Origin of the sequence: Desulfitobacterium sp. PCE1, from assembly GCF_000384015.1 — a bacterium.
Taxonomy (GTDB): Bacteria; Bacillota; Desulfitobacteriia; order Desulfitobacteriales; family Desulfitobacteriaceae; genus Desulfitobacterium; species Desulfitobacterium dehalogenans.
In genome coordinates this window covers 1058593-1072368 of record NZ_KB913023.1, presented here as the reverse complement: position 1 = coordinate 1072368, position 13776 = coordinate 1058593, and the positions used below count along the sequence as shown (strand labels likewise).

At 44.3% G+C, this 13776-nt stretch carries 14 protein-coding genes; 4 read left to right on the top strand and 10 right to left on the bottom strand.

Features of this window, described 5'->3' with window-relative positions; genetic code table 11:
* Positions 1 to 160: 160 nt before the first annotated feature.
* Positions 161 to 289 (bottom strand): hypothetical protein, encoded by a 129-nt coding sequence (locus DESPCE1_RS23965; RefSeq protein ID WP_014793085.1) that lies wholly within the window; start codon positions 287 to 289, stop codon positions 161 to 163.
* Positions 290 to 694: 405 nt separating this feature from the next.
* Here DESPCE1_RS23965 and DESPCE1_RS0105305 point away from each other — a divergent pair, with 405 nt between their 5' ends.
* Positions 695 to 2872 (top strand): bifunctional diguanylate cyclase/phosphodiesterase, encoded by a 2178-nt coding sequence (locus DESPCE1_RS0105305; protein ID WP_019849733.1) that lies wholly within the window; start codon positions 695 to 697, stop codon positions 2870 to 2872.
* Between the two features lie 73 nt (positions 2873 to 2945).
* Here the strand turns inward: DESPCE1_RS0105305 and DESPCE1_RS0105300 are convergent, their stop codons facing one another.
* Positions 2946 to 3542 carry a superoxide dismutase gene (locus tag DESPCE1_RS0105300; protein ID WP_014793082.1) on the bottom strand — a complete coding sequence of 199 codons (597 nt, stop codon included), beginning with the start codon at positions 3540 to 3542 and terminating at the stop codon, positions 2946 to 2948.
* A gap of 270 nt (positions 3543 to 3812) precedes the next feature.
* Here DESPCE1_RS0105300 and speD point away from each other — a divergent pair, with 270 nt between their 5' ends.
* A complete protein-coding gene (gene speD, locus DESPCE1_RS0105295; RefSeq protein WP_014793081.1) occupies positions 3813 to 4643 on the top strand; it encodes an adenosylmethionine decarboxylase in 831 nt (276 codons plus the stop codon).
* An 81-nt stretch (positions 4644 to 4724) separates the two neighbouring features.
* Here the strand turns inward: speD and DESPCE1_RS0105290 are convergent, their stop codons facing one another.
* Both DESPCE1_RS0105290 and DESPCE1_RS0105285 read right to left on the bottom strand, forming a co-directional pair.
* On the bottom strand, positions 4725 to 5699 hold the full coding sequence (locus DESPCE1_RS0105290) for a LiaI-LiaF-like domain-containing protein (RefSeq protein WP_019849732.1): 975 nt from the start codon (positions 5697 to 5699) through the stop codon (positions 4725 to 4727).
* 1 nt (position 5700) lies between these two features.
* Positions 5701 to 6159: a PspC domain-containing protein gene (locus DESPCE1_RS0105285; RefSeq protein WP_019849731.1), complete on the bottom strand. Its 459-nt coding sequence runs from the start codon at positions 6157 to 6159 to the stop codon at positions 5701 to 5703.
* A 203-nt stretch (positions 6160 to 6362) separates the two neighbouring features.
* Between DESPCE1_RS0105285 and DESPCE1_RS0105280 the strand changes: the two genes are divergently transcribed.
* Complete coding sequence (locus tag DESPCE1_RS0105280; RefSeq protein WP_014793078.1) at positions 6363 to 7007, top strand: hemolysin III family protein; 645 nt, start codon at positions 6363 to 6365, stop codon at positions 7005 to 7007.
* An 85-nt stretch (positions 7008 to 7092) separates the two neighbouring features.
* On the opposite strand, the gene DESPCE1_RS0105275 is transcribed toward DESPCE1_RS0105280, so the two are convergent.
* The 3 genes from DESPCE1_RS0105275 to DESPCE1_RS0105265 form a co-directional block, all read right to left on the bottom strand.
* Positions 7093 to 8283: an anaerobic nitric oxide reductase flavorubredoxin gene (locus DESPCE1_RS0105275; RefSeq protein ID WP_019849730.1), complete on the bottom strand. Its 1191-nt coding sequence runs from the start codon at positions 8281 to 8283 to the stop codon at positions 7093 to 7095.
* Between the two features lie 184 nt (positions 8284 to 8467).
* Positions 8468 to 9121 carry a hypothetical protein gene (locus DESPCE1_RS0105270; protein ID WP_019849729.1) on the bottom strand — a complete coding sequence of 218 codons (654 nt, stop codon included), beginning with the start codon at positions 9119 to 9121 and terminating at the stop codon, positions 8468 to 8470.
* Positions 9122 to 9259: 138 nt separating this feature from the next.
* On the bottom strand, positions 9260 to 10000 hold the full coding sequence (locus tag DESPCE1_RS0105265; RefSeq protein ID WP_028305464.1) for a polysaccharide deacetylase family protein: 741 nt from the start codon (positions 9998 to 10000) through the stop codon (positions 9260 to 9262).
* Between the two features lie 184 nt (positions 10001 to 10184).
* Between DESPCE1_RS0105265 and crcB the strand changes: the two genes are divergently transcribed.
* A complete protein-coding gene (gene crcB / locus DESPCE1_RS0105260) occupies positions 10185 to 10559 on the top strand; it encodes a fluoride efflux transporter CrcB (protein ID WP_019849727.1) in 375 nt (124 codons plus the stop codon).
* A gap of 2 nt (positions 10560 to 10561) precedes the next feature.
* Here crcB and DESPCE1_RS0105255 read toward each other — a convergent pair whose 3' ends face one another.
* The 3 genes from DESPCE1_RS0105255 to DESPCE1_RS0105245 all read right to left on the bottom strand — a co-directional run bounded on the left by DESPCE1_RS0105255 (position 10562) and on the right by DESPCE1_RS0105245 (position 13227).
* On the bottom strand, positions 10562 to 10888 hold the full coding sequence (locus tag DESPCE1_RS0105255; RefSeq protein WP_019849726.1) for a YnfA family protein: 327 nt from the start codon (positions 10886 to 10888) through the stop codon (positions 10562 to 10564).
* A 5-nt stretch (positions 10889 to 10893) separates the two neighbouring features.
* A complete protein-coding gene (locus tag DESPCE1_RS0105250) occupies positions 10894 to 11421 on the bottom strand; it encodes a nitroreductase family protein (RefSeq protein WP_014793072.1) in 528 nt (175 codons plus the stop codon).
* A gap of 138 nt (positions 11422 to 11559) precedes the next feature.
* Positions 11560 to 13227: a PucR family transcriptional regulator gene (locus DESPCE1_RS0105245; protein ID WP_019849725.1), complete on the bottom strand. Its 1668-nt coding sequence runs from the start codon at positions 13225 to 13227 to the stop codon at positions 11560 to 11562.
* Between the last annotated feature and the right edge of the window lie 549 nt (positions 13228 to 13776).

Genomic DNA, 13776 nt, shown 5'->3' with positions numbered 1-13776 from the left:
TGACAGGCATAGATTATATCAGGTCCGGTTTGTCTGCCTTCATCCTAAACGTATTACTGTTCCCTCTTTTCCATTTAAGGCGGCTAGGCGAACTATAGACTAGCCGCTTATGACAATAACAAAAAGGCCAGGCAATTCGCCTGGCCTTCCTTTTATTGTTTTAGAAAATTACACCAAGAGCAATCAAGATAAGAATCGCAATAGCAATGATCCCAACTCCTACAAAACTACCAAATCCGCCGCCAGGACAACATGCTCCGCCCATTCCGCCGTAACCCATTCCGTACATAAAGTGACCTCCTTCCAACTTTTTAATTTAAGCTTAGAATACGATACCCATAGCAATGAGCAGAAGAATGATTACAACTACGATTGCAATTCCTGCGCCTAAGCGTCCTGTTCCTGTTCCGCAAGCAGCTCCGTCAAAACCACCGAGTGTCATTTGAATTCCTCCTTTACCCGAAGATACTATAGCTTATGATGTCTCTATCGGAATTGCCACAATATGGTAAATATTAAGGCGTGATACAGTTGTGAAGATGTAGGTTATATGAACCCCACGATTACCAACACACTTTCGCTACTATAAATTTATCGTTCCTTTACACACTATTAACTCTAATTTGAGGTTCTACCGATAGAATCTATGTTAATATGGACTATTCAACGAATCGATCAGAAAGGATTCTTACCTATGATCAGAACCTCAAGTGCTCATAAGGAAGAACTATCTCATCTTCTTCAGGGTGGTTATTCTCTGTGGATACTCTATTTAGATATCGCCAAGTTTCACGAAGTCGAATTTCGGCAAGGCTATCAAGTCTGCGCTCAGATTTTGGATGAAGTGGTCAAAGAGATGAACCATACCCTTCATAATCATTTCCATCTATTTCATACCATCCTCCTGGATTATCAAGGGGGAGATGACTTTATCTTTTATTTTTCTCCCACTGAAGACACTCCCTGGTCCATATCCGAGCTGGTTTCGGAATTTGTCCCCCCTTTAGAATCACGAATCAATAAAAGAATCCAACGATTTGTTCAGGAAGCCTTGACTCTTCATGCAGGGTTAGTGGAATGCAACTCTCAACCAGGACGCAGTGTGGATTACTTACTCTATGGAGCTTTAAAAGAAGCCTTTCTCTTGAATAAATCTGAGCCCGATCCTTTATACTTTCCTCAGCGCAAGGAAGTCGATCGGATTCTGGAAGATCCCGATCACTATGTGCACTCTGCCTTTCAGCCTATCTTAGATGTCATCAGCGGTGAATTCTTCGGCTTTGAAGCTTTAGCCCGTCTGAAACAGCCCAGCTCTTTCACAAGCATCGCTGACCTTTTTCCTTTTGCCGATAAGATTGGCAAACTCTATCCTATGGAAACGATTTGCCGTCGAACGGCTATTGCTAATTCCTCGCAAATTCTTCGCTCCAATGAGTTTCTTTTTCTTAATGTAGAACCACAAGTGATTACCGACCCTGAGTTTTCTTCAGGGCAAACACGAAAACTTCTTGATGCCCAGGGTTTAACCCCCTCTGATGTTGTCCTGGAAATTACGGAACGCAGAGCCATAGAAAATTACGAGACCTTTCGTGAAGCTTTAGAGCATTACCGAAAACAAGGGTATCTTATTGCCTTGGATGATGTAGGGGCAGGATACTCTTCTCTCCAATCCATTGCAGAACTGCATCCCGATTTTCTTAAAATAGACCGCTCCTTAATTCAGGGAATTCATCTGGATCCTACGAAGTGGGCACTCTTAGAAACTTTCGTAACCTTTTCCCGGCGGATTGGCTGCCGGATTCTCGCTGAAGGAGTGGAGACCCCGGAGGAAATGCAGACCGTGGTCCAGCTGGGGGTAGACTACGTACAAGGTTATTTTATTGCTAAACCCTCCTTTACCCGTCCTGAACTTAAGGAACAAGTCTCTCGAATTGTGAATTCACACCAAAGGCTTAGCTTTAATTCTGAGAAGACCGTTTTGAATATTCTTGAACCCCTGCCCCTGGTCGCCCCTCAGACCACTGTCAATGTTGTCAAAAATTATTTTGAAGCACATTCCAAGGTTTGGTTAGTCGGTGTTGCGGATCAGGGAGTGCTGCTGGGAGTGGTCCAGCGTGACAAATTATATACAGCCCTAGCCACACCTTATGGGGTCAGTCTTTATAGTCAACGGCCCATTACAAGTCTTATGAACAACAAGCACCTGCTCATTGAAGAAACCACCCCCATCGAGGTTGCCTCCAGTTTAGCCATGGCCCGCTCCGACGCCCATCTCTATGATGGTATCGTCGTCGTTCAGCAGCAAAAACCCATCGGCATGATTCGGGTAGCTTCCCTGATCAAAGCCATGTCCGATACTCAGATTCAAATCGCCCGGGGAGCAAGTCCACTAACCGGGCTTCCCGGAAATATCGCTATTGAACAGCAATTGAAATTACGTCTGGCCGGCAATAAAACCTTTAGCATTATTTACGCTGATCTGAATCAATTTAAGCTGTTCAATGATACCTACGGCTTTCAGCATGGAGATTCTATTATTAAAATTCTTGGAGAACTTCTGGTCCAAGAATCTCAGAAAATCGACCCTCATGCTTTCACCGGTCATGTGGGCGGGGACGATTTTGTGATACTTTCCAATGACTCGAATATCAGATTTTTAGGAGAGCATCTCTTAAGCCATTTTCAGCAACGGATTGAATCGATTCATGGAGCTAAGGATTTAAGCCTGGCCTTAGCCGGACTGGTCGTGGATGCAAATTCCAGTGCTCCTTTGACGGCAACTATGATCTCAGAAGAATTAGCGGTATTAAAAAAGGAAGCTAAGTACCATAAAGGGAACTATCTTATTCTTAAAGACTATAAGAAAGCATAAAGGACTTAACCCCTTCATTGCTCTGAGAGGGTTAAGTCCTTCTTAAATTCAGACACTAATGTCTAGTCTTTGGTCAAGCTTTACACTTTTCAAATCGCTCTGCTACATCAGACCAATTGACGAGGTTCCACCAAGTCTCTACCCAGGCTGCCCGCTTATTTTGGTATTTCAGGTAATAGGCATGCTCCCAGACATCTACCGTAAGCAGTGGTACAGCACCCCATTGAGTGAGATTCTGATGTTTTTCGGCTTGAAGTATTTCCAGTTTTCCAAACTCAGGATTCCAGACCAATACTGCCCAGCCGGACCCTTCAACAGCCACGGCGGCAGCAGAGAATTGTTTCTTAAACCCTTCAAAAGAGCCAAAGTCCTGGCTGATTCTTTCTCCTAAAGAGCCGGATGGAGTCCCGCCTCCATTGGGGGTCATGTTCATCCAGAATAAGGTGTGCAATAAATGTCCGGAGCCATGGAAAGCTAATTCCCTTTCCCAGTGCTTGACCAGACCAAAATCTCCCTTTTCGCGGGCTTCAGCAAGCTTAGCCTCTGCATTGTTCAGTCCATCCACATAGCCTTTGTGGTGGATATCGTGGTGAAGTCGCACTGTAGCTTCGTCATAATGGGGCTCCAAAGCGTCGTAAGCATAGGGTAGTTCCGGCAATTGATATGGCATATCCTTTCCTCCTTATATATTATTTTCCAGTTAACTCTGATGCTATTATCTTCAATTTCACTGGAAATATTAAATAATAATGCTATACTAGGGGAAAAACTTGTATTATAGTATCCTTATATACAAAGAGTCCCTTACCAACATACTTTAGTATTCTTTACCAGGAGCTTTTCTCCTCCTTCATTCTTCATTAAAGGATGGATTATCCACAATTTTTTATATCGACAGCAAGAGATTGACCTAAATTATACTGCTGGGAGGAAAACAGAATTGGAAGTAAAACCGCTAAAAAAACTAAAACTCTATGGGTTTAACAATCTTACCAAAACCCTGAGTTTCAATATGTATGATATATGCTATGCCAAAACTCCGGAACACCGGGATGCGTACATACAATACATTGACGAAGAGTACAACGCCCAAAGACTGACCAGTATCGTGACAGAGGTGGCTCGTATCGTTGGAGCCAACATTTTAAATATTGCCAAACAAGATTATGATCCCCAAGGGGCCAGTGTAACCATGCTCATTGCCGAAGAACATTTGGACCCGGAGAGCCCGAACGATAATCCCTTTGATCCCATGTATACCGATAAAGAGGGGCCTCTGCCCGATGCAGTGGTCGCTCATTTGGATAAGAGCCATATTACCGTGCACACCTATCCGGAAAGTCATCCCCACGGTGGGATCTCCACCTTCCGGGCGGATATTGATGTCTCCACCTGTGGGCAGATTTCTCCATTGAAAGCCCTCAACTTCCTTATCGAAAGCTTCGCTCCGGATATTGTAGTGGCAGATTATCGTGTACGTGGCTTCACGCGGGATGTGGATGGCAAAAAAGTCTTCATTGACCATAAGATCAATTCTATTCAAAACTATGTCGATCGAAAATACCGAGATCTATACCAGATGATCGATGTGACGGTCTTCCAGGAAAATATTTTCCACACGAAAATGATACTCAAAGACTTCGACCTGGACAATTATCTCTTTGGTACGGCTAAAAAAGAGCTTTCCATCAGTGATAAACGAAAAATCAAGCAGCGGCTTAAGAAAGAAATGGCTGAAATATTCTACGGAAAAAATATGCCAAGAATCTAGAATGCTTCATCGTCAGAGGTCCGATCGAAAACAATACCCTGCTCCAGTTCAGGAGCAGGGTATTGTTTTCGATAACTTTTATCATAGTTTAGCTTGTAAAGATTCTGCCTTTTCATCAGAGTTCAGGGGAGTGGCAATGCGCTCCAGGTTAATCTTCCCTGCAGCCATGGAGATATCCATTTCTATCTTGGTCCTGGCCTCTTCATAGTTCGGACTTACCCAATCTTCTGAACTCAAGATCAGGCCCTTTCCGGCAAAATTTGTTTCACTGGCAAACCCACTGATCTTGATCTTTAATCCTACACTCTCCGGCACGACAAGATTAAGCTTGGCAGCGCCTGTACTTAGATCCAGCTTAGTCCGTCCCCCGGTATCACCGAATCTCAACTCTATATCGCTGGCACCGGTGCTGACTTCCAAGTTTTCGATCTGCAACCGGCTAAAGTCCATAGCTCCTTTGACAGCGCCTGCATTGAGCTCCACTTTAGTATAGTATACTTGATCGGAAAGATTGAGCAGAAGCTTATCCTCACCTGAACCGGCTCTTTTTTCCGAATTGAATTGTATTTTCGTGGTATCCCCATTGGTTTTATAGTTAAACTCAGGCGCACCGAAATTTGCGCGTCCACTCCATTCATAAGTTCCTTCAACCAATCGATTCGTATCGTATCTTCCGTCCACTCCCCGGACACTCATATTCACTCCCCCCAAATTCAGGGCGACAGTGGCCTTTTCAACATGAGGATCTAAGGGAGCGTATAGTCCCAGAACATTCCCTGTTCCGTGAGGACCCGGGATCGGTTTATCCAGTGAGGGATTTCCCCAAATAACCGAGTACCCTACAAGCCCGATAAGAAAGGCCACGAGAACAGCACTGAAAGGAATACGCTTATTAAAGAACAAGGCAAGTCCCGCGAAAATCAAGAGTAAAGGCCAAAGGTCAAAAACATTAATCCAGAAGTTCCAAGGCAAAAAGCCATACATATTGGCAAAAAAGACAATCCCCAGCAGAATCAAAAAGATCCCTCTAAACACAGAATCCACTGTTTGGCGCATCTTAGTCCCTCCTCAAAATAATCCCAATACCGATGACGATCAAAATGAGGGGCCACATTTTTCCCCAATTGAAGACATAGGGGAACCACTGATCCAATAAAAATATGACTCCAAGAATCATCAGCCCAATTCCTATATACCGTTTTCTCTGGGATGGGTTGGCTGCCCTTAAATCCTGGGCAAAACTTTGCGCAGAATTGCCGATATCCTGAACACTTTCTTTCATCTCATCCACTACATTTCCACTAGAGTGATAGGATACTCCTGATCTGTACCCCGGATTCACAGGAATCACAACCCAGGCAATGATATAAAGGAAAAAGCCCACTCCCCCCATGAAGAAGGTAAGCAGCACCACCAGTCGGATTAAGGTGGAATCGATATCAAAGTAATCTGCAAGCCCCCCACAGACCCCACCCAATTTCTTGTCTGTTTCTGAGCGGTATAATTTATCTGTCATGATCATCCCTCCGAAGCTTATTTATCATTTACATCCTTATTACGTAAGATGATTCGCAATTGTTTCAGTCCATTCTTAAAAACTTTTTATTTAAGAAGAATGTCCACTGTTCTGCTACAGCTATTGCGTTCCTATAAAAATATGATTAAAATTTAAATGTAAACCATTTCGATCCGTGCCGCTCTTAGAGAAGGAGGCCCCCTATGAAAATTAAAGAACCCATGAATACCTTGACTCATTTTATCCCCTTTATTGCCGCTTGGTTTGGACTTGTTTCCTTAATACTCCTATCCTACGGAAGCCTCTCCAAAACTATTACCATGACCATCTACGGAGCAAGTATTATCGCTTTGTATGGGACCAGTTCGCTGTATCATGCCCTGAGAACCACCCCTAAAAAAGAGCTTACTTTACGTAAAATCGACCATATGATGATCTATGTACTTATTGGCGGCTCCTATACACCCGTGTTTTACTATGGTTTGAACGGAGCCTGGCGTTGGGTCATGCTCATCGCCGTCTGGATCCTTGCTTTGATCGGTATCGTTCTGAAGATATGGCTTATTAACGCCCCGCGCTATGTGTCCACAGCCTTTTATGTAACCTTGGGCTGGATCGCCCTGGTCCCCATTGTGCAATTGGTCCATAACCTCCCTTTGGGTGCCCTCATCATGATGGTGGCTGGTGGGGTAATGTATACTTTAGGGGCTATTATCTACGCTGCCAAAATCCTTCGGATACCCCGTCTGCACCTTGGCTTTCACGAAATCTTTCATATCTTTATTGCCACCGGGACTCTGATTCACTTTCTCATGATCCTGATTTATTTTGTCCCCATGGCAAGCTGATATTAACTCTATAGGCCTAAAAATCCCCCTGGGCATACTTAAACCCAGGGGGATTACTCTTTCCGAAAAACTTATTGAGACTTGCCTATTCGAGATTGTCAGCCAGACGCTTACCTAACTCCACACATTCAAGAAGATTCTCTTCGCTGGGGGTCCAAAGAATACGGATACCATCGTCGATAACCTCAAACCCAGCTTTCTTGAGCTCTTCATTCAGTTGCTTGATCACTTCGCCGCTCCAACCATAGCTGCCGAAGGGAACCGCTTTCTTATTCTTAAATTTCATCCCTTTCATCTCTTCCAAAATCGCCGCTATCGAAGAGAGGTAACCATTGTTGACCGTCGGAGAACCTACTGCAATAGCCTTGGAGCGGAATATCTGAGCGATGACATCAGTGTGATCGGAACGAGCTACATTATAAAGCTTGACTGTAGTATTGGGGTTAGCCGCACGAATTCCCTGAGCAATGGACTCCGCCATTTTGCGTGTGGAATTCCACATGGTATCGTAAAGAATCGTAATTTGATCCTCTTGATATTCGTCAGCCCACTCTAAGTATTTATGCACAATCTGGAGAGGATTGTCCCGCCAAATGACCCCATGACTGGGGCATATCATGTTTATTGGCAGTTCCATCTTTACGATCTCTTGAATTTTGGCGGTGACCATTTTGCTGAAGGGGTTCAGGATGTTGGCATAATATTTGAGGGCTTCAGCGTAGAGCTCGCCGGTGTCCACTAAGTCGTTATACATATGTTCGGAAGCAAAGTGCTGGCCAAAACCATCATTACTAAAGAGAATATTATCCCCGGTTAAATAGCAAAACATAGTATCAGGCCAGTGAAGCATTCTGGCTTCAATGAAGACGAGCTCCCGGCTTCCGATATTCAGGCGGTCCCCGGTCTTGACCTCAACGAAATTCCAATCCTTGTGATAGCTCCCTTGAAGAATCTTTTTTCCGTTGGCAGTACAATAAATCGGAGTATTGGGAATCTCCTCCATAAGAAAGGGAAGGGCTCCGCTGTGATCCACTTCATTATGGTTCATGATAATATAATCAATTTCTTTTAAATCGATTTCCTGCTTTAATTTGTCTACAAACTCACGCCCGAAGGGTTCCCAAACAGTATCAATCAATACGGTTTTTTCATCACGAATGAGATAAGAGTTATAAGATGAGCCCCGTTGAGTAGAATACTCTTCTCCATGGAAATGGCGCAGCTCCCAGTCGATTTTACCTACGTATGTAATGGTCTCATTGATTTTAAAGGACATATACATTCTCCTTTGTCTTTTTGAAACTAATGTAATATAGATTGTCCAAAAATGCAAGGATTTCAGGCATATTCGAAATGAGTTATTGATCCTTTTTAATAAGTAAGCTCCAGCTAGAGTAAAACTCCACCTGAAGCATTTCTCATTGATAAGGTTTAAATCTATCACTGACAAGTCGTATGATTTAGGGACTTGTAAAGAAAACCAGCCCCATAGAAAATGAAAAGACCAGAAACAGAACCTGGATAGCGACTAATATCCTTGCTGTGATGGATTCCGGGAAAACAGAGCTGCCTGTAGTAGCAAATGTCGTAATACTAAAATAGAGAAACGTAATAAACTCCTCAATAGGGTCATCTTCCACTTTCACATCAAAGCTGCTCTCATCCAAACGGTAAAGCCAAGTATACACTGCTGCAAAATATAACATTTGGACAGCAATCGTACCGGTAATAGACCAGTATACATCCATAAGATGTCCATCGGCTAAGACAAGAACTGAATAAATATAAGAAGCGAGTCCAAGTGTCACAATACTGGTAAATACAACGCTGCCAATCTTACCCGATGCAGATTTACCCTCTTTCTCTTCTCTTCTTACCCCCCTGAATATCGAAGTAAACAAATAATATGCCACCGTCCCTGCCATGGCCGGAACCAGTAGCCAGATATTTAATCTTGCAGCTAAGCTTGCAGCTATTTTCTCATTAGGTTGCTCTGCTTCCGGGGAAAGAATCGGAGTAACCCGCTTAGTATGACCGAGGAAACTAGGTCTTGGATAACTTGAGAAATAAGAATCTGAGCGAGATGAATAATCTCCTAAAGGTCCACCATACACTAATCATCCGCCCTTCCCGTCCGTACTTTATATGGTATTATATTCCTCAGAAAGGGCTAAGTTACTGCTTTTGGCAGAAATTACACATTTTATAGTGGACAATTCGGTCATTATCCAGCGACTCTCTATTCGTTTTTTTCACTTTTGTACTTGTTTCACGCTTTCAAAATTCCTAAGTTCGGAAACGGGGACAAAGCGATATCCCTGCTCCCTTAGCCGATCAATGATCGGCCCTAAAGCCCGGATGGTTTGCTCCCGTTTCTCGCCTCCATCATGAAGCAGGATGATTCCCCCAGGAAAGCTGGCATTTACCACGTTCTGAATAATCCGTGCCGGTCCCGGATTCGTCCAATCTTTACTGTCTATACTCCAAAGAGTTAAAACATGCCCTTGTGACTTTACTCCTGCCACCACCGCGCTTGAGACAACTCCCCCCGGAGGCCGGTAAAAGGTCGTGCGTTCCTGAAGCAGCTCATACAAAACCTCGTCAGTGCGTACGAGCTCCTGAACAAATTTACTCGTCGTATAACTGTGGGAATAGCCATGATTGGCAATCTCGTGTCCCTCTTCACGAATCCGTTTTAATAAATCCGGATTATTTTTTGCATTCTCCCCTAAGACAAAGAAAGTGGCTTTCACATCCTTCTCCTTGAGTACATCGAGAATATATCCCGTATAGAGAGGATCCGGTCCATCATCAAAGGTTATGGCCATCACTTTTTCTTCCGTATGAACTAAATAATAGGTTTCCGGATTTTTCGTAATGGTCGGAAAAGTCAAGTCCATAGTGCGGACGCCAATCCCCAGCAGCACGAGCCCCAGAACCATAGCGCTCAACCGTATACCCTTGCGGGTAAAGATTATGACACGCAAATCCACTCCCCCTCTTAGCCCATGTTTAAACATATGCACTAAACCCTTTTCCAAATACAATTCTCTAAAATAAAAAATCTACAAGGGGGAACCTCCTTGTAGATATCTTAAATCAACATTATACTATTACTATGGTTTTGAAAGGCTAATATCCGTTATTGAAATACCCTAAATTGCAAGGAGTATCGAAATGACCTCAATCCTCATTGCCATAGGCGGTGCTCTCGGAGCACTCTCCCGCTATGAACTAGGTCTTTGGATTGCCAACCGCTGGAATCATCCTTTTCCCCTGCCGACTTTTATCATCAATATAAGCGGAGCTTTCCTGCTTGGTTTTCTTAACATCCTTTTTATCGATAAATTAAACCTATCCCCCCATTGGCGTTTGGGTATCGGTGTAGGCTATCTCGGTGCGTTTACCACCTTTTCCACCTTTGGCTTTGAGGTCTTTACTCTATTAGAAAAAGGGCAGTATACTACTGCCCTCTCCTATGTTCTGTTAAGTATTCTGGTTGGATTATGCGGGGTTTCTTTAGGGGTCGTCCTGGCACGCTGGTTATTCTAAAGCTATTGACGGGGTGCCCACAGCATCACTGACACTCCGACCAGACAAATCGCTGCCCCGACCCAATCATAGGTATCCGGCATCTTCTTGTCCACAGCCCATCCCCATAACACGGCGAGAATAACGAAAACACCCCCGTAGGCGGCATAGACTCTGCCAAAGCTGGGGAATTTCTGCAGGGTAGGGATAATCCCGTAAAATACCAAAATGATGGCTCCAATCACACCGTACCAATAAGGTCTTGCTTCTCTCAGCCAAAGCCAGACCAGGTAACCTCCGCCTATTTCGGCCAATCCGGCGAGAATAAATAAGCTGGCAGCCTGAATCATAGGCATTAACCCTTATAGGTATGCCAATGGATTTTTTCCCTTAGGAGTTCATCCTCGGTGTGCTCTCCCCGGGTTTCAGCGGGATAGCCCAAGGATACGATAGATTCCACCTGAAGATTGTCCGGAATATCCAGAAGCTTTTTTACATACTCCCCGGCAGGAGTGCCGTCCTGATAGTTCCGTTCTCTAATCTGGATCCAGCAGGATCCCAGCCCTAAATCCTGAGCTTGCAACTGGAGAATGATGGTGGCAATCGAAGCGTCTTCAACCCATACATCGCTTTTTTGAGGGTCTGCACAGACGACAATCCCCATCGTGGCACCTTTAATGGGTTGAGCTCCAACTTTAGCCATTGACAGCTTTTCCAAGACTTCCCGATCCTCCACCAAGATAAATTCCCAGGCTCTTGTATTGCGCGATGTGGGGGAGAGTAAAGCTGCACGAATCAATTGCTCCACTTTTTCCTTCTCAATGGGGGCATCCGTGTATTTGCGAATACTCCGGCGCTTTTGTAAAAGCTCTTTCATATCCATAGCTATCATTCCTCTCTTGCTTTTATCTTGTCTAGCACTACAGGTGGAGATTCACTCCACCTGTAGTTTAATTATATCATAATTAGCATAGGCTTACTAAAATTCACAGAATTTTGTACTGAGGTAGTTTTATCATACTTACCCCAGATTTGAAGCATCCATAAGATGAAGCATCTTCAAGCCCATCTCCAGTTCAAGACGATTTTTACTGTCTTCTAAATCCAATTGGCCAACTTCCTTTATCCTCTCCAAGCGATAAAGGATGGTTTTATAATGGATGAAGAGTTCTTTGGCAGCCTTACTGGCATTTCCGTTGCACTCCAGAAACACTTCCAAGGTTTTTAGGAGCTCAGCTTCATTTTCCTTATCATATCTGAGAATTTTCAGAAGTGCTTTGGGAATAAATTCCTCCAAGGAGTTTCTCTCGGCAAATTTACAGAGAATACGGAAGACCCCTAACTCCGAAAAAGCCACAATGGAGCTTTCATTATTGATCATACCTCCATAGCTCAAAGCATCTAAGGCTTCTTTATAACTGCGGGGTATTTCCTCTGCTCCGTGAGCCAAATCTCCGATTCCTACTTCAACAACCAGCTTCTTCATCCGTTTCTTGACCTGCTCTTGTGCTTGCTTAGCAATTTTCTTGATCTTTTCCAAAGAATTTTCCTGAGGATTTGTCCCAACTGGCCAAAGCAAAACAATAATATCCACTTTATTGCCGATAATGAAGTCCCGAGTACGAGTTTTTATGACTCCCGAAATAGTTGACGTGATTTCAGATTTAATGCTCTGCAAAGCCATCTTTTGTTGGGCGCGATGCTCCACATGATAAGCATCAAGATTCTTTAAATCAAAAAGAACCACATAGTAAGGACGATTGAGGTCCCATTCCATGAGATTGATGCGTTCTTGCGCATTGGTTGAACTCAATTCTCCTGAAAGAATATGCTCAATTAAATCATTCTTAAACTTATACTCCACTTCTTTAACAGCAAAGCGCTTCACCATATCCAAGGTCGTTACGGTGGCGGCCTGTTCAATACTAATGAAATCCATCTCCACAATAGGTTTATTAAGCTCCACAATGGTCAAATATCCTTTGAGCTGATTGAAAGCCTGAATAGGAACGACTACCTGGGGAATACACCGTCCGTCAAGATCAGGGTAGCATACTGCTTGCCGGTAATAGGAAAATTTGTCATTCAGATTCTCCCTTAAGGCAAATTCTTCAGGTTCCTCAAACCGCTCTATTTGGGAATTGGTGCTGTGAAGACATTTAAAATTTTTATCGTAGACGACGACCGGATTGCCAACCAATTCTTCAAGGGTTTGGCAGATCGCTGCCAATCCCTCACACTGCAAGGCTAAGGTTGTAAAACGTTCCTGAACATCTTTATAATACTTAAGCTTTACTACCTGGGAGTTAAAGAGCTGCTCCATAACCGGATACATGATATCCACAAAACGAACACTGCCATCCAGCTCAATGACAGGCAATCCATACTCGTTGGCCGCCTCAATAATCTCAGCCGGAATATCATTGACAAACCGTCGTACTTTTATAGCTAAGGCCGAAACCTCTTTCGTGGCCATTTTATGAATAAATTCCCGGTAGTCCAGCCCTTCACCGGGGCCGGAGTATAAGCTGGTGAGCAGAAGTTCTCCTCCCGATAGCCAGTTGACAATATCCGGCGCTTCGATGATAGTAACACCCTTGACTATATTATCAAGTTTTTGATAGCCTGCAACCACTTGGGAGGTCTTCAGGGGGCCCACCTTCAGCAGATCCTTGACTGTAATCTCCAATGTTACCACCTCTTGCACTGTATTATTTCTTGTCAGACTCTAAGGCTCTTCTATGAGGCATCCAGTATTCGCGCCTGCTCATGCTGGGGGGCGGCGCAGTAGAAGAAAAAGCTCTTCGGGTCGGGTAGCTTTACGCACAACGAACCTTCGGGCGTGAGCTCCTGAAACCCACCTGCGCCGCTTAGTTCATCTTTGTGGCCAGGGCGGCTTGGGCGAAACCATTCACTGGATGGTTTCGTCACCGGAGGCTTTCTTCATCGGAGCTCACGTACTCCATAGCTCCGGGGCTGGTCAACTCGCTTTCTTAACAGCATCTGCAGCGGATAAGTACCCTTTGGGGTGTGCCGCTTTGAGCGAAACTGTCCACCGGACACTTTCGTCGCCAAACCCCGCTGCTTTCTACATGTGAACCGGTGGCTTCGCTACGTCAAGAAAGCTTTGTTGACCCGACCGCTCCTCCGCTTAAAGAAAGCTTGGCTTATGGTGAGTGAAGCGAAGCAGAAGCCTTAGCTGCCTTATACACAGTGAAATCCGTTCGCTTTTGTGCGT